This window comes from Marinomonas pollencensis (genome assembly GCF_003387375.1).
Lineage (GTDB): Bacteria > Pseudomonadota > Gammaproteobacteria > Pseudomonadales > Marinomonadaceae > Marinomonas > Marinomonas pollencensis.
In genome coordinates this window covers 1-21,942 of sequence record NZ_QUNG01000001.1, presented here as the reverse complement: position 1 = coordinate 21,942, position 21,942 = coordinate 1, and the positions used below count along the sequence as shown (strand labels likewise).

Sequence of the window (21,942 nt, the reverse complement as noted above, 5' to 3'; positions counted from 1 at the left end):
CGGCTGCCGTGTTTTTTATTGCCTGCTGCAAAGCATGAGGTGCTTGTTTATTTTGGTTGGCTGAGTTTTATTTTGCCTTTTTTATTGGCTAGCCAAACAAACTGATAGGGCATCAGCGTTACGTTGGCTAAATGATCTTCATACACTTGCTCGGTGACTAAGTCCGTCCAATCGTCGGTGGCAATTAAGTTCAGTTCAGAAAGGTTAAAGTTCTGAGGTTGGTCCGTCATGTTATACACAGCAAACAAGCTTTGGCGACGGTCTAAACTTTGCCGCCAAAAAGCAAATAAGCTGTCGCCCATGTGCAGTACATACTGTGTTGCATTAGGGTGGAAGGCGGTTTGAGCGCGGCGAATCTGTGTTAAGCGGCAAATGCCTTGGAAGACTTTTTGGTGGTGGGTTGGGGTATTGAGCGCGTGCTCCAAATCATCCATTTGCCAAATATGACGGTTAATGGAGCGAAACTGTCCGGTATTGTCTAGTCGTTCGTTGTCGTTTTCAGTACCAAAAAAACTGTGAATGTAAAACGCCGGAACGCCCTCTAATGCCATCATCACGCCTGCAGCACACATGAAGCGTGCAAATTGCCATTGGTCAGGGCCTTGTTGGACTGAGCCCGCTAGAGCATTCCATAAACTGATGTTAATTTCATAGGGTTTGGCTTCTCCTTGCGGCGTGGTGCGGGAGCTGAGGCGTCCACCAAAGCGCTTCATGGTGTTGATTAGGGTGTCGAGCTCCCATTCGGTTAACAAACCTTCGGTTGGGCGTAAGCCAATGCCATCATGGGATGCGATGAAATTAAGATACGTGGTGCCTTGTTGGGCGGGCGGCATCGACATAAGCCATTGTTTTAAATGAGTACAATCCCCCGTAATTAAGCTGTTGATTAATAAGGGAGGTAACGAAAAGTTATAAATGAGATGGGCTTCGTTAGCATTACCAAAATAGGTCAGGTTTTCTTGATTGGGAATGTTGGTTTCAGTAATGATCACCGAGTCCGGCGCATAATGCTCGATCATTAGACGCAGTAAACGAATCATTTCATGGGTTTGAGGTAAGTTAATACTGGGGGTGCCGGGTATTTTCCATAGAAAGGCCACAGCGTCGAGGCGAAACCAGCGAATTCCTTTTTCTAAATATAAACGGATGATGCGGAGAAACTCTAATAACACATCTGGGTTTTCAAAGTTTAAGTCGACCTGGTCATGACTAAAAGTACACCACACGTGCTTTTGACCATTTTTGGTCTGTACTTCCCGTAGTAAGGGGGAGGTTCTCGGGCGAACTACCGCGCTTAGGTCTGCATTTGGGTCTGCTTCATAAAAGAACTTTGCCCCTGGGTCGACGCCTGCTTTGTAATTTTCAAACCACATGCTGCGACTTGAGCAATGGTTAATGACCAGGTCTCCCATTACTTTGAAGTCTTTTGCAATATCGGAAATATGTTGCCAGCGACCTGCAGAAGGGTTCACGGTCGTGTAATCCATCACACTAAAACCATCGTCTGAACTATAGGGAAAAAATGGCAATAAATGCACCGCGGAGATACTGTCAGCAAGCTTATTCTTTACGAATTTTTGTAAGGTTTCTAAGGGCGCTTCATTCTCTGAACGAAGCGTGTCTGCATAGGTAATCAGCATGATATCAGACTGATCCCATAAATTTCGGTGCGGTCGTGGGGACTCTGTCTTGGGGTCCAGATTAAAAGTCGTTAGGCAGGTGCGGGCAAGTTCGCTGGCATCAAAGTTAGGGTACAAAGTTTGTAAATGGCTCATCAGCCGTTGTTCTAAATGCGATGGGGCAATATTTTCCATGACAACCTACCTGTTGTGTTTTTGAAATAAAAAACGCCAAAGCCTAATCTGGTTAGGCTTTGGCCTCGTCAAGGCAAACGCTTAGACCAAGTGATTTGGTTATTGTGGGCCAAATTCACTCATGTCTTGTTCAACCGCAATGGCCAGTTGCTTCATCACCCCAGGGAAGGCGCTCACGACGCGGTTCCAGCTTGGAATAAATGGTGCTTCCATTGGGTTGGCCAGATACATCTCGCCGGCTTTCATAATGTTGCCAGCAAACAATTCAACGGCTTGTTCCTCTAAGTGTACATCCAGTTTTAGGCCGTTGATTTCTGCATCATTACGATAGGTTTCGATAAAGTCCAAAGCGACACGATAATAGGTAGCTTTAACGGTTCGAAAGGTTTCTTGGTTAAAAATAATGCCATTGGTGGCCAACTTTCTAAAGATGGCTTTGGTGATGTCAATGGACATTTTTGATAAGCCGCCGTCGTCGTTGTCGGCGGATAAATCTTGGTGTTTATGGTCATATACATCGGCAATATCCACTTGGCATAGGCGGTTATTGGAGTAGTTGCGTTTCATTTCACTTAATACGCCAATTTCCAGCCCCCAATCGCTTGGGATGCGGATGTCTGTCATGACGTCGCGACGGAAGGAAAACTCCCCCGCCAATGGGTAGCGGTAGCTGTCTAGATAATCTAGATATTCTAAATTACCGAACACCTTCTTCAGTGAGTAAATCAGAGGTGTGACCAATAGACGACTGACACGGCCATTCATTTTTCCGTTTGCAGTACGTGAATAGAAACCTTTACAGAATTCGTAGTTAAATCTTGGGTTGGCAACGGGGTAAATTAGACGTGCCAGCAGCTCTCTATCATAAGTGACGATATCACAATCGTGCATGGCGATGGATTCCGCTTTCCCTGCCGCCAAGTTATAGCCCATGCAAAACCAAACATTACGCCCTTTACCTGGCGCCGAAGGGGAGAGATGTTCCCCTTTTAGTACGCTGTCAATGGCGCGCAGACGCGGTCCGTCATTCCATAACACTTTGTACTTTTGAGGCAAGACGCTGAAAAATTCTAAGGCATGTCGATACTGCTCTTCAGTCGCTCGGTCTAAGCCAATGATTATTTCTTCTAGGTAAGGGACTTTCTTCAGATGCTCAATAATATTGGGCATGGCATCGGTTTCTAACTCAGAGTATAGGCAAGGCAAAATAAGCGACATAGGCCGGGTTTTAGAAAACTCACACAATTCTTTCTCCATCTCTTCCAGAGGGCGGTGTGCTAAATTGTGCAGGGTTGTGATGATGCCGTTTTGGTAAAAATCACCCATAATATTTCTCCTAATATTGTTATGCCATTGGAGGCATAACTGTCGTTATTGTTGTATTAAAGCTATGTATCGAATCTCGTCGGTTTCTTGCTCCGAAGCTAGGTGGCCACACAGTACCTTGGCTAGACAATACCTTGTTTTATTAGGGCTTGATCAATGGCTTGGGCCCAGCCTGTAGGACCATAACCATCGGTTAACCAAGCGTCGCTACGATAAGGAATCTCTGGCGGCGCATGAACTGGAGAGCGAATCACCACAGGAATGTCTGCTTTGCTGAGCATGCCAATGTCATTTTCACCGTCTCCCAGCGCCATGGTCGAAACCGCTTCTTGAAAATGGTCTTGGTAGCATTCCGTTAGCCATAACATGGCACGAGCTTTATCGCATTCAGCCCCCATGAGGTGCACAAAACGCCCACCTTTTTGCAGTTGAATGCCTTCTGGCGCCAGAGTTTTTTTCAGGGTGTTGAGTGCGTTATTGGAGTCTTTCCAGACCATGGGTTCGGTAAATTCTCGTTGCATAGCCAGTTTTGCTTTTTCTTCGGACAGACCGGTTAACGCGACAATGTCTTGCCATTGCATCTCACTAAAACCATGGAACTGATACTCGTTTTTATATTGACTAATCAGTTGGAGCAGAGCGTCCCGTTTGGGGCCGAAAGACTTAAGCCAGAATTCCCCATGATCTTCGAGCGAATCGTCGACCGGCAAACCTAGCTGTTTAGGGATATAGATCGCGGCTCCATTTTCCACGATAAACGGGTCTTTATGGCCCAGTTCTGTGCGCAATTGAGTCAGTTCTGCATAGGTTTTACTGGTGTTTAAAATACAAGGAATAGTAAACGTCTTAAGCGCTTGAAACGCCTGAGCGGCGGGCTGAAAGCTGTAAGTGTGATGATCAAGTAATGTGCCATCTAGGTCTGAAAATACTAAAAGACGCGTCATGTATATTGGATCTATTTAAAGCCTGCAAAGAGGGAAAAAAGCCCGCATGCTTTAAATGATCTTGTACCTCCTAATTAGTCCTGCCAGCTAAGTGTTTTGGTGTTAAGCTGGCTATTCCACTCAAATGCTCTAGTGAAAGGTGATTCATTGAACTTGCAAATCTGGTGCCAGTCAGTGAAAAAAAGCCTTCATTAGCGTGTTTAATGAGCTCCAATCATTACTCTAACGCTTTAAATGAACAAACGTATGACAATGAACTTAAAACTGATCTTTTCCACTTTTTTAGCGTTAGTCGCCTTTGCGGCCAATTCTATTTTATGCCGTTTAGCCTTAGTACAAGACAGCACCGGGCGCTTGATTGATCCCACTTCCTTTACCCTTGTGAGGCTGGTGAGTGGGGCAATAATGCTGCTGTTATTATGTTTGTTTTATCGTGCAACTGATGAGCGTGTTTCAGCGGTCCAGCGGTTAGGACAAGTATGGCACTCTGGTAGTTGGTCTGGGGCCCTAGCGCTGTTTATTTACGCGCTTGGCTTTTCTTATGCTTATGTCTCATTAGCCACGGGCATCGGTGCTCTGATTCTGTTTGGTGCAGTGCAAATCACCTTGATTTTATTGTCTTTTATTAATGGACATCGGATGAAATGGCTAGAGTGGCTAGGCCTAGCGGTGGCGTTTTCAGGCTTTGTTTACCTGCTATTACCAACACTCTCCACACCATCGGCAATGGGGTTTGTGTTGATGGCTGGCGCTGGTGTCGCGTGGGGGATTTATACGTGGCAAGGTAAAAAAGTGACCAAGGCCTTGTTTGCTACCACGGCTAATTTTGTGCGCAGTTTGCCTTTTTTAGTGTTTGCTTTACTGCTGGTGGGCTTTCAGCTGGAAATCTCGCTATCTGGGTTTTGGTTGGCGGTAGCTTCAGGGGCAATCATGTCGGGTATAGGGTATGCCATTTGGTACGCTGTTTTGGCCCATATGAGTGCCTCTGTTGCGGCAGTGTTGCAGCTGTTGGTACCAATATTGGCGACGTTAGGAGGCGTGATATTTGCCCATGAAGCGGTGACCTTGCACTTGATTCTAGCGACGACAGCGGTGTTGGGTGGTGTACTAATTGTTTTGATTGGCAAGAAGAAATAAAAAACACCGACCTATTTTGGTGCAAAAATAGGTTGGTGCGCCAATTTGGTTACGTGTTGTGCATCACAATAGTCTACAAAAAAGGAGAGTAACAATGGCTTGTTTATCTCCTTCCTCAGGTTGTGCTTAATGCTGTTTATGGCGCGTCACAAAGCGCTGCATAGGCAGTGGTAAACGCGCCTTCTTGGAACATCTTAAGTCCAGTGGCTTTAAATGGCACTGGGAAAGGATTATTTTTCACTGTCTCTTTTACTTTAACGCCCGTGATGAGAGTGACCTGAACAGTGTCAATAAGCTGGATGCACGCCTCGATTTTAAAACCGACTGCGCCACCTGCAAACTTGCCTTTGGTGGGACGTTCGCGGATCACGACCTGAGAAACCTTGTAATCTTCAAACAGCTTTTTAAGCATAAACTGAAATTTTCGAACGCTCTCACTGTCGTTTGAGTTACTTAATGTGTGACGTATTTGACGGCAATCGCCAATTTGAAACAGACCGTCTTGTTTTGATAATAAACAGAGAATGATTTCGCTGCCTTTGATTTCGATACCACAAGTATTCATAACTTGTTCCTGTTATAGGGAATTTGCTGAATTATCGCATAGATTGCCGAATGAGTTGGAGTAAAAAACACTGCTTGCTGAACAGGCCACAGGTTAGATCTAGTGGAAAACACAGACAAACTGGAATATCACACTGTTTTCATTTGCTTGTCTCTTCTTTTAGATAAGAATATTGTACTATTTCAATATATTATTTCGTAAAAACTAAAAGCACGATATTTTCTGCTGTAAAAGTGTAAAAAATGTGTTTTTAGTTTTTTGGAATTTCTCACTCACCGTAATTTTTTTACATAGGCTGTAAATCATGACTGCTTCATCGCCAATGGGTATTTCTCGCCCCCAGGTGAAATCGTTAGATGAAATTCTTCCCCGTGAACCCTTATTAATGATGGGAGCGGGGCCGGTTCCAATTCCTGAGTGTGTCGCAAAAGCGAACTCAGTGGTTATTAACCATTTGGGTGGCGCGATGGCACAAGTCATCCATCAAGTAAAAGCGATGGCCAGATACGTATTCCAAACTGAATCAAAATGGGTATTGGGCGTAGCAGGACCGGCATCAGCGGCGATGGAAATGGCGGTATCTAACTTAATGCAGCAAGGGGAAACCATTTTATGTGTAAATAATGGTTTTTTCAGTCATCGAATGGCAGAAATGGCAACCCGCATTGGCGCAGATGTGCATGAATTACATGTACCTGTGTTAGAGGCAGCAGACCCTGAATTGGTTAGAAAAGCGATTGAGAAAGTTCGTCCTAAAGTGCTGACTCTAGTGCAAGGTGAAACCTCCAATACGGTGTTTAATCACTCCTTGGAAGAAATAGCGAAAATCGCCAAATCCTACGGATGTTTAGTGGTGGTCGACGCGGTGTGTACCTTAAGTACTATGCCTTTGAAAATGGACGAATGGCAGATAGATGTGGTGATTACCGGTGGTCAAAAAGGGCTGTCCTCTATTCCAGGTGTGTCATTGTTGGTGTTTTCAGATGATGCTTGGGCGACAGTAAAGAGTCGTACTCAGCCGGTGGCGCAGTGGTGTTTTGATGCACAGTTAGCGGAGAACTTCTGGCACAAAGATGGCTATCATTATACCGCACCTGTGTCTGGAATTATGGCTTTGCATGAGGCGCTCAAATTAGTTTGTGATGAAACATTAGAGCAGCGTTTTGCTCGTCATTTACGTTGTTCTAAGGCATTGCAGGCTGGCGTTCAAGGAATGGGATTAAATTTGTTTATTCCCGCTGAATCACGGTTAAATTCTGTAGTGGGAATCACCATACCAGAAGGCTTAACGGCTAGTGATATTTGTCGTCATATCTCGGATGTCTACCGTGTGGAAATTGCTGGCTCTTTCGGCCAACCAATCGTGCGTATTGGCCAAATGGGGGAGCAGTGTCGGGAGCATAACTTGTTCCGTACTTTGCACGCTTTAGGCAGCACAATGCGAGACCTAGGTGTGAAAGTAGATCAGCCAAATGGCATGGCAGAAATGGAATCTTACCTACAAAGTGTGCCACGCATTATTAGTCAGGTTGCCTAGCAAGGTTGGACGGATAAAAAACGCTGTTAGTGAAGTGCCCTCAGTGTTGAGCAGGCGCTTTATTCACAGCGTTTTTTTATTGAAGTTACCTATTTCCAAATACACCTAGATCATTGGCTTGTCGGGAGCGTACGGTTGATCTTTTTGGTCGGCATCAAGCTAGCAAAGAGAGCGCCGGCGGTAATCATCAAGCAAGCTACAATTTGTCCTTGGGACAGTACTTCTTCAGTAAATAGCCCAAGCCAAGCGGTAGACAGGGCAGGTGCGGTATATGACAGCACCCCTAATAAAGACAAATTTCCGCGCTTAACCCCCATATCCCAACAGAAAAAGGCAATGCCCACTGGGCCAAATCCAAGGCCGATAATGGCAACCCAGGTGCTAGCAGAAAAAGACCATTGGCTAGGTTCTAACGCAAGATGAGAGCCCGCTGCTAATAGGGTCGTGATAGCGCAGTACCAGAGTACCGAACTGGATGGCACATGGGCAAAACGGCGATTGCTAACGGAATAGCCTGACCAGAGAAAAGCGCAAGCGAAAGCCGCAGTGTAGCCCAGCGCTGTGCCTTCTATTTGAGAGCCTTGTGAGCGCGATTGCAGCATGATTCCAGTGCCGATAAATGCAATCACTGCTCCGACCAGATGGGTCCAGAGTAGGCTGTTACCACGACTCATACCGACCATCAAAACAATTAATAATGGCCATAAGTAAGCAATCAAACCTGCTTCAACAGGGGGGGCGTGCTGAAAGGCATAGAAATAACAGAAATGGTACAAGAAGAACCCTAAGCCACCCATGACCATGGCGCTGGTGGGGGTTTTTCGCCATGACCGTCTTAGTTCACCTTTAAAAAGATAGACAATAAAAAACAACACACTGGCCACGCCAAAAGTGAGCGCAAGCAGCAAAAGAGGTGGAACAGCATTGGCCTGCGTCGTAAACAGCGCCAAAGTACTCCAAAGCAAAATGGCGATAGAGCCAATAATGGTTGCTTGTGGTGAGGCAGACGGCATAGAAAATATCCCTTTATAAATGGTGTTAAACAGAGGCTATAGACTAGCGCTTCTCTGCTTGTTATACATTGTTAGAAATCCGCGAAAATCTTTGTCAAAATTCAGCGATATTGAGCAAAATGATGCTTATTATGTCGTTTCATTAGGTCTTCTGGAAGAGCAAAGGAGGTGCCGGAAATGTGAGACAGTAAGTGCGTTGATTAATAATTTTTACACATTTAGTGTGGAAAAGTCTCAAATGACAGGATGGTGACAGTTTTAGCAGGTAGTGTTTTGATTGCACTATCGAGTATGCAAGTCCTGAAATTTGTGGCTCAGAAATCTCTAATACAAAAATAACAAGCCGGAGAAAATTATGTTGAACAAAATGTCTTTAAAGACAGTGCTTCTTTCAAGTGTTGTTGCATTGACCGCAGTCAGCCAAGCTCAAGCGTTTGAGCCAGCGCGTAGTGCGGATTGTATTGCGCCCGCGTCACCAGGTGGCGGTTGGGATTTCACTTGTCGTAGCGTTGGTAAAGTCTTGGTGGACCAAGGGTACATCAAAGGCAATGTTCAAACGGTAAATATGGGCGGTGCTGGCGGTGGCGTCGCGTTTGCTCATACCGTAAGTAAGCGTGCAACCGATGAAAACCTAATTGTTGCCGCAAGTACTGCAACCACCACTCGCCTTGCTCAAGGCCAATACCCAGGTATGAGTACCGACCAAGTTCGCTGGGTTGGCACATTAGGGGCCGACTATGGCGTGATCGCTGTGGGCAAAGACTCCAAATACACCACGCTAACGCAAATGATGAATGCCCTTAAAGAAGACCCATCCGCCGTGAAATTCGCCGGTGGTAGTGCATCTGGCGGCTGGGATCATTTGAAAGTGTTAATGACCGCAAAAGAAGCCCATGTAAAGAATTTGCCTAAAATCCGTTACCTAGCATTTGGCGGTGGCTCAGAGGCATTGGTGCAAGTAGTAGGTGGTCATGTTGATGCTTTTACTGGCGACATTTCTGAAATCAGAGGCTTTATGCAATCTGGTGATGTCCGTGTGCTAGCTGTGCTTGCGGAAAAACGTCTGCCAGCGCCATTTGATGCGATTCCAACTGCAATGGAACAAGGTATCAGCTCTGTAGCGCCTAACTGGCGTGGTTTTTACGTGCCAGGTAAAGCCAGTGAAGCGTCTTACGATTGGTGGGTAAATACAGTGGATGAGCTGTACAAAACGCCAGAGTGGAAGCAAGTAATGACGAAAAACGGCCTAATGCCATTCCACAAGTCAGGCGAAGAACTGACTAAGTTTGTGAATGAGCAAACTCTCAATATCAAGCTACTTTCGAAAGACATTGGTCTAATGAAGTAAGCCTCTACTGCTAGGGGGATTGTATTCCCCCTAACTGACTTCGCTATTTTCCCCTATACGTTTTTAACTGATTCGGAGCAGAGACATGCGCATTAATGACCGTGTGTTTGGCATGCTGATGCTGGTTCTCGCCGTCGCTTACGGCTGGGAAGCAACACAATTTCCAATTCCATTTGGCGGACAAGAAAGTGTCGGCCCAGAAACTTTTCCTATTTTATTGTCGGTTATTTTAGCCATCAGTTCCGTGTATATGATGGTTAAGCCAGACCAAGATGAGAAATGGTCACCATTACCTATGCTAATTGAGTTGCTGGTGGTTGTTTTGTCTATTTTGCTTTTCGCGTGGGCGATTGAGCCAATTGGCTTTATTCCAGCTGCGACTTTTGTTGTCTGCTTCTTAAGCTGGCGTATGGGAGCAAGTTTTGTCAGAAGCTTAACCACGGGCGTGATCACGTCTTTGGTTATCTTCTTCTTGTTTAACAATGTGCTAGAACTTGCACTGCCTCTTGGCCTGTTGGAGCTATAGTCATGGAAACAATGAGCTTATTGATGCATGGCTTTGCAGTGGCATTGACCCCTGAAAGTATCATGTTTGCGATTATTGGTGCCATTTTAGGTACATTAATTGGTGCCTTGCCAGGCCTAGGCCCAGCAAATGGCGTGGCGATTTTAATACCCTTGGCCTTTAGTCTTGGTTTATCGCCGACTTCGTCTTTGATTTTGTTAACCTCTGTATATGCCGGTGCCATGTATGGTGGGCGTATTTCTTCTATTTTGTTGAATATCCCTGGTGATGAGCCTGCCATGATGACCTGTTTGGATGGTTATCCCATGGCGCTAAAAGGCAAAGCCGCAGAGGCATTGGCAATATCGGCCATTGCGTCCTTTATTGGTAGCTTTATTGCTACTATTGGTTTGGTGATCTTAGCGCCTATCTTGTCTAAGTTTGCATTGAAGTTTGGCCCTGCTGAATACTTTGCTTTATTTGCCTTGGCGTTTGCCACACTGGGCGGCGTGACAGGTAAGAATCAGTTTAAAACCGTGATGGCGGCGTCGATTGGTTTGATGATCTCGACCGTAGGTATTGATATTTCTACGGGTGTGCAACGTTATACTTTTAATACCCTTGAACTGTTTGAAGGGGTGGACTTTATCATTGCAATCGTCGGTCTGTTTGCGATTAGTGAATTGTTCTTCTTTCTTGAGCGTCATGCTGGAGATGGCCTTAAGCAGGTGGCAATTAATAAACTTAAGCTAACAGCACGTGATGTTCTGCATGTACTACCGACTTCTATTCGTGGCGGTATCTTAGGCTTTGTGGCGGGTGTGTTGCCGGGCGCTGGGGCGTCACTTGGGTCTTTTATTAGCTACTCACTAGAGAAAAAAGTGTCTGATAAAGGGGAGTTTGGTACTGGGGATCCTCGTGGTGTGGCGGCACCAGAAGCCGGTAATAATGGCGCGGCATCGGGTGCATTGGTGCCTATGTTGACCTTGGGTGTACCCGGCAGTGGTACAACCGCTGTGTTATTGGCAATGTTGATCTCATTAAATATTTCACCAGGCCCAATGTTGTTTACCCATAACCCTGACCTCGTTTGGGGGGTAATTGCGGCCATGTTCGTAGGTAACCTTGTGTTATTGCTGTTGAACATCCCTATGGTGGGTATCTTTGTTAAATTGCTGAGCGTGCCGCCTAAATATCTAATGCCAGTGGTGACCTTGATTGCCTCTGTGGGTATTTACTCTGTTAGCCATAGTCCAACTGACTTGTATTTTATGGTGGCTTTCGGTGTGATGGGCTATGTGTTGCGTAAAGTCGGCATTCCGCTAGTGCCTGTTATTTTAGGTCTGTTGCTTGGGCCTGAAATGGAGAAAAGCCTACGCCATACCTTAGTACTGTCTGATGGTGATTGGAGTGCCTTGTTTAGTAGTGGTCTAAGCATTGGTCTATGGTCCGTTGCGGTCCTTGGCTTGGTTCTTCCGCTTATCTTGGGGCCAGTTATTCGTGCGAAAATGCGTAAATCAAAAGACGCTGTTAAAGACGTTTAACTCCTGCAATACTGGATGAAGTGTGTTTAAAAAGTTCGGGCTGTGTCAGCAGCTCGAACTTTTTGTGTATGGTACTTTTCTTATGTTGCGACCAACTCATTAGTTGTGGTGATCATGTAGTATGCGAATTTTGGTAGTAGAAGATACCCAGGTGTTAGGGCAGGCTATTTGTGAGCGTTTAGCCAGTTTAGGGCATGGGGCGGATTTGATTGGCGATGGCAAACGTGCCGATGACTTACTCAAATATCAAGTGTTTGATTTGATCTTATTGGATCTGAATTTACCTGGTTTATCAGGCCTACAATTGTTGCAAAAACTGCGTCAACGAGACGATGTAACCCCGGTTTTGATATTAACTGCCCGTGACCAAATAGAAGACCGGATTCGCTTATTGGATGAAGGCGCTGATGATTATCTGACCAAACCCTTTGACTTTGGTGAGTTAGAAGCCCGCTGTCGCGCCTTGCTTCGACGTCAGCAAGGGTATGCGGCAAACGTCACTGAACACGGCAATATTACCGTCAATCGCGATAGCCGTCAGGTGTTTGTCGCAGGAGAGTTAACTGCGATTACCAATCGTGAGTTTCGTTTGTTGGAGATTTTTCTGGGGCATCTGGGGCGTGTTCTGAGCAAAGATGAGCTTACCGACCACTTGTTTAATTTTGATGAAACCCCCAGTGCCAATGCCATTGAGTTGTATGTTGGGCGTTTGCGTAAGAAGCTGTCTCAAGGTGACCTTGTGATCAGTACCCTAAGAGGAATTGGTTATGTGGCCGAGATCAGCCAAACTCAAAAGCCTCACTGAGGCACCTCTTTACGAAGAGCGAGAGGTGCTGAAAAGGGTGCCTTCTTTGCGCTTTCGTTTGATTGGTATTGGTTGCGTGGTGATCAGTATTATTGCTGCGCTAGCCATTAATTTTGTCTTTGAGTACAGTCAACGCTTGGCGGATTTATCTTACGACCGATTGTTGCGCAGTGCATTGTTGCAAATGGATGAGAATGTCGGCCTGATCAACAACGAAGTCAGTATTGATATCCCTTGGTCGGCATTTGCCACCTTAGCGCAAGCCAATGAAGACAGGGTATTTTACAAGGTAGAAAGCTCGGAGCAGGGCTTTATTACCGGTTATAAGGACCTTGAAATCAGCCCACCACAAACCCCCATTTACGATAAAGTGCAATTTTTCAATCGCCAGTATTCAGGTGAAATGGTGCGTTTTGCTTTTCTGGAGCGCCATTTAACCGAGCCTGATGCGACCGGAACCGTGCGCATTATTTTAGGTCAAACGCGTTTGTCTCGAGAAGAATTGGCGTCGTCAGTCACGCAGCGTGCGGTGGATATTGTGTTGATGATTGCCTTGGTCGCCATTGCATTAATTGTGATTGGCAGTCATTTGGTGTTACGGCCTTTGCACCGAATAGAGCGTGTTTTAGAGGAGCGTTTGCCGGGGGATTTAACCCCACTTGATATTGATACTCCGCAAGAAACTTACCATTTAAAAGTGGCGATTAACCACTTTATGTCGCGTCTACAAGATAACCTAGAGCAGCTTGAAAATTACACCGCTGACGCCGCCCATCAGTTACGAACGCCGTTAGCAGGGCTGCGCGCTTTGGCGGAAAACGCTCGTGATCAAACGTCCCCAGAAAGACAGCATCAAGCCCTAGAAGACATAGTGAATCAATGTGATGCATTGAGCCAGACGGTTACCTTGTTATTAAATCAAGCGGTGGTTTCTCACCGTATGCAAACTCGCTATCGAGAGCCCATTGACTTATTAACCCCTGTGACAGCTTCTTGTCGCGAGCAAGCGGTGACAGCACTCCACCAAGGTGTGAACTTATCTTTGGAAACAGAACTGGGCAGTGCGATGGTGCTTGGGGATGCCTTTGCGTTGCAGCAAATGATGCAAAACCTAATCGAAAACGCAGTGCGCTACAGTGCCCAAGGTGAACAACAGGCCACCGAGGTGATCGTGAGTGTGGTGGCTTTTGCAACGTATTATCAAATTCGGGTGGTGGATTATGGCAAAGGCATTGCGGATGACGAAAAAGAGCGTGTGTTTGAGCGTTTTTATCGTGGCCGTTATGACATTGCTGGCAGTGGTGTGGGCTTAGCAATGGTAAAGGATATTGTAGATCACCATGGTGCTTCGATTCGCATCGTAAACACTGAGCCGAAAGGCACCACATTTGAAATTGATATTGCCAAGTTCCAGATGGAGGTGACTGAGTGAAAACACGCATAGTACTAATGAGTATGATCATCGGGGTGTGGGCAAATTTAGCTACGGCAACACCTGTCTGGTTCGGTAAGCCGCATGCCGCACGGGTACTGCGCATTAATTCATCGTTAGATTTGGCGTCTTTTGCCCCTTTATTAGAGCGTTTTGTGGCACTTAACCCTGATATTCGAGTGTCTTATTTAGATGTAAACACATTTGAGTTATATCAAAAAACCATTTTGGAAAAAAATAACCCAAGTGCGAGTTTGGTGATTAGTAGCGCTATGGATCTGCAGCTCAAATTGATCAACGATGGCTATGGACAAACTTATACCTCGCCGGTGACTGCGCAATTACCGAGTGATGCAAAATGGCGTGATCAAGTGTTTGCCTTTTCGCTAGAGCCAGTGGTTATGTTGGTAAATAAAGACCAATACCCAGGCAAGTTACCACAAGACAGGCAGGATTTATTACGCACGATACGTCAATATGAAGAGCAAATGACCGGCAAAATAGGCACTTATGATATTCGAAGAAGTGGTGTGGGGTATTTGCTCGCCAGCCAAGATGCACGCCAGGCCGACGCGACTTGGGGGCGATTGATTGAGGCCTTTGGCAGCCATCAATTGCAAACCTATTGTTGCACCCATGAAATTATTGATGATGTGGCCAGCGGTAAATTATTGTTAGGTTACAACTTATTAGGTTCTTACGCATCGCAGCGTGCTCGTTTAGATTCTCGCTTAGAGATGATCTTGCCTAAAGATTATACCTTGATGGTGATGCGTGTTGCGTTGATCCCTAAGCATGCCTCAAACAAGGGCGATGCTGGGCGCTTTCTTGATTTTCTTTTGTCGAATGAAGTGCAAGGCATGATGCAAACAAAAGCGTTATTGTTTCCGATTCGTCCGGATGTTACCCCAGTTATTACACCTTATGTGGTCGAGGCAACGGGGCCAAAACGGGCGATCGAGCTAGATCAGCAATTACTAGTGGGGCGAGATTATGCCAAACAGCGGCGCTTCATTAGCAGTTGGGAAATAGCCCAAGAAATGAAACCTAAATGACTTAGTGCTGCAGGTGTCGGTATTGCCCTGGTGTCATGCTCATGTGTTTAGCAAATAGACGGCTTAACGCACTGGCATCATGAAGGCCGACAGAGAAGGCGATGTCTTCCAGGCCTTTTGTGGTCGTTGTCAGTTGTTTTTTTGCTTGCTCTAGGCGGCATTTGATGAGGTATTGTTTGGGGGTCATACCAAGATGGCGTTTAAACAGAATCGTTAACTGACTGTGGCTTAGATGAACTTTTTCGGCAAGCTCTTCTACAGCGTAGGGCGCTCTATAATTCTCATCAAAATGCTGTTTGGCCTGCTCAATGCGTTTATCGCTTTGATAAATGACCTCTTTGGGAATGGGCAACAAGAACTCAACAAGTTGTAACGCATGAGCTTGTGCGACTGGATTTGTATTGTGTTCCACCATAGATGAGAGAAAAGGCAAATAGGCTTGAGCTTGCGGTGACAAAGTAATGAACGCATCCGTGCTGCTGATGTCTTTATTCCAGCAAGCTAAATGATTGATGACCAAACAGCGATTGTCTTGTTTTGCTAAGTGCGCATGAGAATGCTCGGTTGAAATCATACAAGCTTGGCCTGGGGTGACAAGTCGCTGGCTGTTTTCGACATCCAAATACAAGCTGCCTTCTAAGGGCAGAACAATTTGGGTGTGATTGTGTTGATGCGGTTTTGCCGTATCCTGATAAGCGATGATTTCTATAGTGTCGCGCATAGTCTTCTCAATCGTGTTTGAACTCGAAAAGTATAGCATGCAGAGAATGCTGGCTGGTATGTCATGATGGATGATAGCTTTATCATAGATGATGTATCTATTGCGAAAAATCAAACTTAAAAGGGTGACTAAATGGAGAACAAAATGAAACGTTTTTTGATCACAGTGGTTGCTCTTACCGTTCCAGTTGCATGGGCTGACACAGCAGTACTAGTAGTTGATAAACAGAATAATCCGGTGGCTAATGCGGTAATTAGTGTGCCCAATCATCCGCAAGCATTGCCGAAAACAATCGCGCTTATGGATCAAGAATACGGGGAGTTTACGCCCCGTGTTTTAGTGATTCAAAAAGGCCAAAGTGTCAGCTTTCCTAACAGCGACGAAATTCGCCACCATGTCTATAGTTTCTCTAAACCTAAGGCGTTTGAGATCAAGCTTTATAAGGGAACCGCTACCGCGCCTTTATTGTTTGATAAACCGGGCTTAGTGGTGCTGGGGTGCAATATTCACGACGACATGATTGGTTATATTTATGTCGCCGATAACCATTTTGCGGTTAAAACGGACGCAGCAGGCAGGGCGACATTACCCGCCGAAGCAGGGGATGAAGTGACTATCTGGAGTGAAGATTTGGTCTCCATTACAGAGTCTCAGAAAACAGTGCTAATGGAAGGGGATGGCAGGCAAACCATCGTATTTCAGCCGTATTCGAGCTGACGTTACGGCTGCATAAGGCAAGGCTAGATAGCGTAATGTAAGGTGCGTTCCCCTTGGTCACGCCACCTTTCATTAAGCTGTGTTTTGAACTCACCTTACAGAGCGCTAAGGTCATAACTAGCGCGGTCTGATGGCCATTTCTTGTGTGTTTTTTTGGTTGCAGAAAGAGGCGATTTCTTCTTCCCATTCTCGTTTTAAGCCTAAAACAAAGAGAAATTCCACAAAGACAAATAAAGGGCCAATAATAAGCCCCGTAATGTCATCGATAAAGGCAGGTTTTTTGCCTTCAAAGTAATGGCCAACAAATTGAAATAGCCAGCCAATAATAAAGAGAGCAATGCCGGATATTAACCATGTTTGAGTGCTTAGCGCCGCGAGGTAGTTGGCTATCCCTACCGACAGAGCAAGTAGTACTGACATAAAAAGGCCAATCACAAGATCGAGCCTGATATAAAACAGAGCACTGGCTATGGCAATGATGATGGCAGGCGTGAAAGCAATATCGAAGAATGAAAAGTGTGGCCGTGACAGCAGTATGGTGATCCCAACCACTATCATTGGAATACCGACAAAGTGAGTGGCGATATTACGTTTGTCTTGGTGGTAAAAAGCGTATTGTGATAGATGTTCGAGTATGGTTTTCATTGGATTCCCTTATTTTTATTCTTATCGTGATATCAGTAAAATATATTTTTTATAAAATTAGAAATGATTTTTTGTTATATCATGACCCAAGATTCGAGGCGTTTGTTGTTTAATACTCGATGAGTTGACCATTGCTATGTCGAATTGCTTAGAAAAGGAATAGGATGGTAGCGCTTGACCTGATCGTTAATGGGCGGATCAATCTACTTTTAAATATTTATATTTCGGAGGACTCTTGATTTCACGGCTGCCAAAATGGATTGAGTACGGTGCGTTTATTCTGGCTTTTATCGCTGGATTTATTAATGCCATCGGATTGATTAGCCTTGATCATCAAGCCATTTCTCACCTTTCAGGTACGGTAACCCTGTTAGGCGCGAGCTTGCTAGATGCCCCATTTAAAACCAGCGCCAATCTTGCCGGCGTGCTGGTTGCCTTCTTATTCGGCGCTTCACTTTCAGGTGTTCTACTGCACAGTTCTAGGTTGAAGCTAGGACGCCATTATGGCTTAGCTTTAACCATTGAAGGGGGACTTATTTTATTGGCAATTTACCTCTTTTCTGGCGGTTCTTACTATGGTTGCTACGCGGCGTCAGCCGCCTGTGGCCTACAAAATGCCCTAGCGACCAAATACAGCGGTGCCATAGTTCGCACCACGCACATGACAGGGATATTCACCGACTTAGGCATCATGCTCGGCTCTGCATTAAGAGGTGAGCCCTTCGATAAACGAAAAGCGATACTCTTTTTACTGATTATCACGGGCTTCCTTTGCGGCGGAGTCTCCGGTACTTATTTGTTTAATATCTACCTGTTTGATGCCTTATTTATCCCTGCCGTCATTTGCTTTGTTCTAGCCCTTGTTTACACCCTGTACTCTAAACGACACCAGCCCGTGGCGATTTAGGTAAACCTAAGGAATGCTAAACGAAGCATTCGGACTAAGAGGCCATTTAGCTTTAAAATCCTAGGGCACCGACAGGGTCGAACCCCTTTTTGCACTACAGGCCTTTTTGTAGCCAGAAACACAGCGTCAAAAAGGGCTTTGCCCCAACTTCGTCGTCACAGCTGAACTATCACCAGTCTAACCGGCGTTTCTCTTCAAAACTAACCGTGCCTGTCCTGTTAACGTTGCTAAGCGAAGCTCTCGGAGTAAACCAGAGCTACAAACCAAAAAATCATAAAGCAGTCTGGTAATCTCAATCGACTCGCGTTACCTTTTGTAAACAAAGGAATGGAAGCAAAGTAACTAACGGATGGTTCACTCTCAAAAACACCTCCCTTTTTGTTACCTCGCGAACATCAAACGAACGATACGTATACGCGTTTATTCATTTTTTAATAGGTTTATAAAACACTGAAAATTCAGTTTGTTATTTTGGTGTTGTGAGGTTTCTTAAAAATCATGAACACTAATAAAATTATAAGCACACATATTTTGGATTTTTTATTTAAACAAGGGGTGTAAATGAGCGATAAATTTTCAATTTACGATAGTCCATTTTCTGACGAAACAAAGGTATTAAGGCGTAATAGCTTACTTGTATCCGGTATTTGTTTGTTTATAGGGATTACAGGAGAATTACCTTCAAAATTTGCTCTACTAGGTGTAAGTTTTAGCACTTCTCAGCAAAATATTATCGGTTGGTTTCTTGTCGCAGTTTTAGCTTATTCTTTTCTACATTTCATTTCTAATGCTTCTGTTGAAATCGCTAAATGGGTACATCCATTTTTAAAAATAGTATCGGCTAAAAAAATAATGTTAACTCGCTACTCTCATGCATTTGATGAAACAGATTTTTTAAATATTCCTGGTATGGTTAACGAACAAGATAAAAATGATATGCAAGCTGACGCTTTTTCTACAGCTGATTGGAAAATAACCAACAAGCTTACTTGGTTGTATAGAATGATCTATATAAAATTAGCTATTGAAATCGTTGCGCCAGTTGCGCTAGGAGGATGGGCAATGGTTCAGTTGCTTGTACTTATAACAAGGCATTAAAACGGGTTAAATACAGCGGGCTGTTCGCTTCGCTCCATTTTAGCTTCACTATATTTAGCTGCTTAATATGGCGCTATCTGCTCCATCGTAGCATTATGCTCAAATTGAATATATAAAAGGAAATATAATATTGGAAAATGTACCAAACAGCCAGATTATTATCGTAGCAGGAGTGTCTGCTATTTGGCTGCTTAGTTTAGCCTTTGAACAATCTAGGTATTTTCAAAGAAAGCTTTTCAGAAAGGTTCTTTATGAAAATACAGTAGTCAGAACAATAAGAAATAGGTTTCTACAAGTATTCTTGCCAGGTCTGACAGGCGCATACTTCATCACTTTAGATGTCTGGGGAGAACAATGGGGTATAATAAAAAACCACACAGGTAAGCATGAAATAGCATTTTCCGTATTAATTGTTTTTTCATTGCTAGCTTTACTAATCCGAGGCATTGCCGATTGGTATGAAGAGCAATCTGGGGATGCTTACAAAAAGTTTCTTGAAGGTTTTGCGTTACTTACCACAAGGGTGGTACAAAAAAAGTTAGATAGATTTAAAGACGAGTCTGGGAAGTTAAAGCCAAACGGGAATACTTTCAAACAGATTACTCAACCTAAAGAGCAGATAAATTTAATTTTAGGTGAAATTGAGTCGCTTTTACTAAATAATTTTTCCCTTAAACGAAATCAAATTTGCATAACAATAATGCACAATGACCGTCAAAGTGACACTTGGTATTACGAATATGAGACTAATCATAGTTGGAAGCATACAAAAGCGATCAAGTTGATCGAAGGGAAGTCAGCTGCTGCTGAATGTCTTTCGATTGGAGAGCCTGTATTTCACGCATGTAAAAGACAGGCCCACAAAAAGGGGAAATACTACTTGTCCGAAAGGGATAGTCGTACCGGAGAAGGTAGTGTTTTTTGCTATCCCGCTTTCACTATTAACAGTGATTACAGAGATAATTATATCGTTTCAATTGTAACTTATGGTCGTAGGCTATGTGATCCTTTGGATGAGCAGCAATCAGAAGCAATATCAGAAATTTTTTCGGATATTTGCCGAAGAATAGATTTAGAGCTTACACTAAACTCAATTAAAAAGTGGCAGTATGAGTTTCACACAAACAAAACTAGGAGTGTGGCATGAATCAAGTCATAAACTATATTGTAAAAGTATTTAACAACGATACAAATGATAGAAAATTGCAGTTAAAGAATGATCGCGAATATGTAATTCATTTTGCAACTTCTATCAAAAAAGCTCGCAAGGACATACACGTACACGATTACTCAGTTGGTCGAGAAGAGCAGCTAACAAGCAAATCCAGCGGACTAGCTAAAGCTAGCAGCTGATTTGAGCGTTAGCTGTATAAGGAAATTCATGGAACGAGTAACATCCAATAGCCTCGAAGAAGCTATTATCAAGCTCCGAAGTACTGAATCTCAAATTATGGGTCTTGGGAAAGCTGCTTTCTCAGCAGATAATGGCAACATGTTTCCTGTAGATTTCCTTGCAATCACTACGATTAAAAGAACTAGCGGTAACACGTAAGGCTTCATTACATTAATTGAAGCGAAAAATATGGCGCGGCTAGGTCATTAGTTAGAATTCAAATTGATACGTTTTTTCGGTTCTCTGCGAATTGGCTAGTAGAAAAGCCTAACAATTTTGCTACTGATGTAATAGGTGGTAAACAAATTAGAAATTTGAAGGACAAAAATGGGAAAAATGAATGATGGGTATTTAGTCGACGTTCTGAATTACGAATTTCATGGCTAAAAGGTGTATATAAAGATTTATGTGGCTATGTCCATTTTCTGGTTATCATTTGTCTAATTCTGTGCAGAGTCTTAATGACAATGAAAGAACGGTGACATTTAATATTGGATAAGAAGATATTCGGTATCCTGAATGGTCTTGGACAGAGATAGCATCAGTTTTACTGATGCAATTAATATATTGTTTTATTACATTGATGCCTGGATTCAAACTGAGAGTGGCGTAGATACAGTTAACAATCAAATTTATCCGACGAAAAAATGCTACAACTGTTTATAACGTTATAAGTCATTGGAGGCGGTGTGGTTTATTTAAGCGAAACAAAAAATCAACACTTTATTTCTCAGGCAGAACTTAGGCTTAATTCCATTAACCCTGAAGCGAATCAAGAAAATCAAAGAATATATTCTTTTGAGATTATCGATAGAGAAAAATTTAGCTATGAGTTGTCTTCTGATCGAGGAAATAGGATTGATAGTTCTCTATCTATTTATGATTTATTTAGCTTCGATGTTGTTGGTAAAAGGCTTCGTCTGAATTTTGAGAGTGTTTTTACTAAATATGAAGGCCGAATTAGAACTGATACAGAAAGCCTTTTATCGAAAGTGGCTAAAAGTGATTCTGATATTAAAGAAGAGATTCTTAATTTGTTTGTTGCCAAGTTTCTTAATTTTGTTAGAAACCCATATTCAGTAGATAAAGTTCTTAACACATTTTCTGCTCTGCGAAATTTCAAGCCTGCTCAAGAGTCATTGAAAAGTAACTTTGATAAATTACTAGTAGGGAATAGACCTCAACAGGAATATCTATGTGCACAACTTGGAATCACCCATAACCAATATGTTACATGGTTAGGCTCATTGTTTATGTTGCTTTCAGAGTTTAGGGAAGGGTGAGCGTCCGGCCACCCCCACCTAGAGGCGTTGGGCATTCCATGGCAGAAGATTATCAAGGCTGTCGTTAGCCTGTCTTTTGGGCAGTTCTTCGAAGAGCTTTACTAGATAATCATAAGGAATAAGACCATTCGCTTTTGCCGTTTCGATGATGCT

The 21,942-nt window shown here is 43.9% G+C and carries 22 protein-coding genes; 14 read left to right on the top strand and 8 right to left on the bottom strand.

Going from position 1 to position 21,942, the window contains the following annotated elements:
* Positions 1-47 precede the first annotated feature (47 nt).
* From DFP81_RS00110 to DFP81_RS00100, 3 genes are all read right to left on the bottom strand, one after another.
* Positions 48-1,814, bottom strand: coding sequence for an alpha-amylase family glycosyl hydrolase (locus tag DFP81_RS00110; RefSeq protein WP_115895731.1), 1,767 nt, complete (start codon positions 1,812-1,814; stop codon positions 48-50).
* Positions 1,815-1,913: 99 nt separating this feature from the next.
* The gene (locus DFP81_RS00105; protein WP_115895730.1) at positions 1,914-3,140 is read right to left on the bottom strand and encodes a glycosyltransferase family protein; all 1,227 of its coding nucleotides are present in this window, start codon (positions 3,138-3,140) and stop codon (positions 1,914-1,916) included.
* Positions 3,141-3,262: 122 nt separating this feature from the next.
* A complete protein-coding gene (locus tag DFP81_RS00100; RefSeq protein ID WP_115895729.1) occupies positions 3,263-4,084 on the bottom strand; it encodes an HAD-IIB family hydrolase in 822 nt (273 codons plus the stop codon).
* Positions 4,085-4,330: 246 nt separating this feature from the next.
* Here DFP81_RS00100 and DFP81_RS00095 point away from each other — a divergent pair, with 246 nt between their 5' ends.
* Positions 4,331-5,221 (top strand): DMT family transporter, encoded by an 891-nt coding sequence (locus DFP81_RS00095; protein ID WP_115895728.1) that lies wholly within the window; start codon positions 4,331-4,333, stop codon positions 5,219-5,221.
* Between the two features lie 136 nt (positions 5,222-5,357).
* Here DFP81_RS00095 and DFP81_RS00090 read toward each other — a convergent pair whose 3' ends face one another.
* Positions 5,358-5,786, bottom strand: a complete 429-nt coding sequence (locus tag DFP81_RS00090; RefSeq protein WP_115895727.1) for a DUF3010 family protein — start codon at positions 5,784-5,786, stop codon at positions 5,358-5,360.
* A gap of 304 nt (positions 5,787-6,090) precedes the next feature.
* Between DFP81_RS00090 and DFP81_RS00085 the strand changes: the two genes are divergently transcribed.
* A complete protein-coding gene (locus tag DFP81_RS00085; protein ID WP_115895726.1) occupies positions 6,091-7,323 on the top strand; it encodes a pyridoxal-phosphate-dependent aminotransferase family protein in 1,233 nt (410 codons plus the stop codon).
* A gap of 110 nt (positions 7,324-7,433) precedes the next feature.
* Here the strand turns inward: DFP81_RS00085 and yddG are convergent, their stop codons facing one another.
* Positions 7,434-8,336 (bottom strand): aromatic amino acid exporter YddG, encoded by a 903-nt coding sequence (gene yddG / locus DFP81_RS00080; RefSeq protein ID WP_115895725.1) that lies wholly within the window; start codon positions 8,334-8,336, stop codon positions 7,434-7,436.
* 355 nt (positions 8,337-8,691) lie between these two features.
* On the opposite strand from yddG, the gene DFP81_RS00075 reads away from it, so the two are divergent.
* The 6 genes from DFP81_RS00075 to DFP81_RS00050 all read left to right on the top strand — a co-directional run bounded on the left by DFP81_RS00075 (position 8,692) and on the right by DFP81_RS00050 (position 15,025).
* A complete protein-coding gene (locus DFP81_RS00075; RefSeq protein ID WP_115895724.1) occupies positions 8,692-9,684 on the top strand; it encodes a Bug family tripartite tricarboxylate transporter substrate binding protein in 993 nt (330 codons plus the stop codon).
* 85 nt (positions 9,685-9,769) lie between these two features.
* Positions 9,770-10,210, top strand: coding sequence for a tripartite tricarboxylate transporter TctB family protein (locus DFP81_RS00070; RefSeq protein ID WP_115895723.1), 441 nt, complete (start codon positions 9,770-9,772; stop codon positions 10,208-10,210).
* Positions 10,211-10,212: 2 nt separating this feature from the next.
* Positions 10,213-11,733 (top strand): tripartite tricarboxylate transporter permease, encoded by a 1,521-nt coding sequence (locus tag DFP81_RS00065; protein WP_115895722.1) that lies wholly within the window; start codon positions 10,213-10,215, stop codon positions 11,731-11,733.
* Between the two features lie 121 nt (positions 11,734-11,854).
* Positions 11,855-12,538, top strand: a complete 684-nt coding sequence (locus tag DFP81_RS00060; RefSeq protein ID WP_115895721.1) for a response regulator transcription factor — start codon at positions 11,855-11,857, stop codon at positions 12,536-12,538.
* Positions 12,501-13,970, top strand: coding sequence for a sensor histidine kinase (locus DFP81_RS00055; protein WP_115895720.1), 1,470 nt, complete (start codon positions 12,501-12,503; stop codon positions 13,968-13,970). The genes DFP81_RS00060 and DFP81_RS00055 overlap by 38 nt, the downstream gene beginning before the upstream one ends.
* A complete protein-coding gene (locus DFP81_RS00050) occupies positions 13,967-15,025 on the top strand; it encodes an ABC transporter substrate-binding protein (protein ID WP_245959039.1) in 1,059 nt (352 codons plus the stop codon). Before DFP81_RS00055 ends, DFP81_RS00050 begins: the two co-directional genes overlap by 4 nt.
* 1 nt (position 15,026) lies before the next feature.
* On the opposite strand, the gene DFP81_RS00045 is transcribed toward DFP81_RS00050, so the two are convergent.
* Positions 15,027-15,746 carry a helix-turn-helix domain-containing protein gene (locus tag DFP81_RS00045; protein ID WP_115895718.1) on the bottom strand — a complete coding sequence of 240 codons (720 nt, stop codon included), beginning with the start codon at positions 15,744-15,746 and terminating at the stop codon, positions 15,027-15,029.
* A gap of 144 nt (positions 15,747-15,890) precedes the next feature.
* Here DFP81_RS00045 and DFP81_RS00040 point away from each other — a divergent pair, with 144 nt between their 5' ends.
* Entirely contained in the window at positions 15,891-16,463 is a 573-nt protein-coding gene (locus tag DFP81_RS00040; RefSeq protein ID WP_115895717.1) for a methylamine utilization protein, read from the top strand.
* A gap of 117 nt (positions 16,464-16,580) precedes the next feature.
* On the opposite strand, the gene DFP81_RS00035 is transcribed toward DFP81_RS00040, so the two are convergent.
* Positions 16,581-17,108, bottom strand: a complete 528-nt coding sequence (locus DFP81_RS00035; RefSeq protein WP_115895716.1) for an Mpo1 family 2-hydroxy fatty acid dioxygenase — start codon at positions 17,106-17,108, stop codon at positions 16,581-16,583.
* Between the two features lie 235 nt (positions 17,109-17,343).
* Here DFP81_RS00035 and DFP81_RS00030 point away from each other — a divergent pair, with 235 nt between their 5' ends.
* The 5 genes from DFP81_RS00030 (at position 17,344) to DFP81_RS00010 (ending at position 21,789) form a co-directional block, all read left to right on the top strand.
* The gene (locus tag DFP81_RS00030) at positions 17,344-18,015 is read left to right on the top strand and encodes a YoaK family protein (RefSeq protein ID WP_115895715.1); all 672 of its coding nucleotides are present in this window, start codon (positions 17,344-17,346) and stop codon (positions 18,013-18,015) included.
* A 561-nt stretch (positions 18,016-18,576) separates the two neighbouring features.
* Positions 18,577-19,113 (top strand): hypothetical protein, encoded by a 537-nt coding sequence (locus DFP81_RS00025; RefSeq protein ID WP_115895714.1) that lies wholly within the window; start codon positions 18,577-18,579, stop codon positions 19,111-19,113.
* Between the two features lie 130 nt (positions 19,114-19,243).
* A complete protein-coding gene (locus DFP81_RS00020) occupies positions 19,244-20,260 on the top strand; it encodes a hypothetical protein (protein ID WP_115895713.1) in 1,017 nt (338 codons plus the stop codon).
* Positions 20,257-20,466 (top strand): hypothetical protein, encoded by a 210-nt coding sequence (locus DFP81_RS00015; protein WP_115895712.1) that lies wholly within the window; start codon positions 20,257-20,259, stop codon positions 20,464-20,466. The genes DFP81_RS00020 and DFP81_RS00015 overlap by 4 nt, the downstream gene beginning before the upstream one ends.
* A 729-nt stretch (positions 20,467-21,195) precedes the next feature.
* Positions 21,196-21,789: a hypothetical protein gene (locus tag DFP81_RS00010; protein WP_115895711.1), complete on the top strand. Its 594-nt coding sequence runs from the start codon at positions 21,196-21,198 to the stop codon at positions 21,787-21,789.
* Between the two features lie 18 nt (positions 21,790-21,807).
* Here the strand turns inward: DFP81_RS00010 and DFP81_RS00005 are convergent.
* Positions 21,808-21,942: transposase domain-containing protein (locus DFP81_RS00005; protein WP_147299427.1), on the bottom strand; the 135-nt coding region annotated here is incomplete at its 5' end.

What these genes read in the sequence shown, in the direction of transcription:
- DFP81_RS00095 (WP_115895728.1), top strand. Translation starts at nt 4,331, where the DNA reads ATGACAATGAACTTAAAACTGATCTTTTCCACTTTTTTAGCGTTAGTC.
- yddG (WP_115895725.1), bottom strand. Translation starts at nt 8,336, where the DNA reads ATGCCGTCTGCCTCACCACAAGCAACCATTATTGGCTCTATCGCCATT.
- DFP81_RS00035 (WP_115895716.1), bottom strand. Translation starts at nt 17,108, where the DNA reads ATGAAAACCATACTCGAACATCTATCACAATACGCTTTTTACCACCAA.
- DFP81_RS00025 (WP_115895714.1), top strand. Translation starts at nt 18,577, where the DNA reads ATGAGCGATAAATTTTCAATTTACGATAGTCCATTTTCTGACGAAACA.
- DFP81_RS00060 (WP_115895721.1), top strand. Translation starts at nt 11,855, where the DNA reads ATGCGAATTTTGGTAGTAGAAGATACCCAGGTGTTAGGGCAGGCTATT.
- DFP81_RS00090 (WP_115895727.1), bottom strand. Translation starts at nt 5,786, where the DNA reads ATGAATACTTGTGGTATCGAAATCAAAGGCAGCGAAATCATTCTCTGT.
- DFP81_RS00065 (WP_115895722.1), top strand. Translation starts at nt 10,213, where the DNA reads ATGGAAACAATGAGCTTATTGATGCATGGCTTTGCAGTGGCATTGACC.
- DFP81_RS00055 (WP_115895720.1), top strand. Translation starts at nt 12,501, where the DNA reads ATGTGGCCGAGATCAGCCAAACTCAAAAGCCTCACTGAGGCACCTCTT.
- DFP81_RS00040 (WP_115895717.1), top strand. Translation starts at nt 15,891, where the DNA reads ATGAAACGTTTTTTGATCACAGTGGTTGCTCTTACCGTTCCAGTTGCA.
- DFP81_RS00110 (WP_115895731.1), bottom strand. Translation starts at nt 1,814, where the DNA reads ATGGAAAATATTGCCCCATCGCATTTAGAACAACGGCTGATGAGCCAT.
- DFP81_RS00105 (WP_115895730.1), bottom strand. Translation starts at nt 3,140, where the DNA reads ATGGGTGATTTTTACCAAAACGGCATCATCACAACCCTGCACAATTTA.
- DFP81_RS00085 (WP_115895726.1), top strand. Translation starts at nt 6,091, where the DNA reads ATGACTGCTTCATCGCCAATGGGTATTTCTCGCCCCCAGGTGAAATCG.
- DFP81_RS00100 (WP_115895729.1), bottom strand. Translation starts at nt 4,084, where the DNA reads ATGACGCGTCTTTTAGTATTTTCAGACCTAGATGGCACATTACTTGAT.
- DFP81_RS00070 (WP_115895723.1), top strand. Translation starts at nt 9,770, where the DNA reads ATGCGCATTAATGACCGTGTGTTTGGCATGCTGATGCTGGTTCTCGCC.
- DFP81_RS00045 (WP_115895718.1), bottom strand. Translation starts at nt 15,746, where the DNA reads ATGCGCGACACTATAGAAATCATCGCTTATCAGGATACGGCAAAACCG.
- DFP81_RS00075 (WP_115895724.1), top strand. Translation starts at nt 8,692, where the DNA reads ATGTTGAACAAAATGTCTTTAAAGACAGTGCTTCTTTCAAGTGTTGTT.
- DFP81_RS00015 (WP_115895712.1), top strand. Translation starts at nt 20,257, where the DNA reads ATGAATCAAGTCATAAACTATATTGTAAAAGTATTTAACAACGATACA.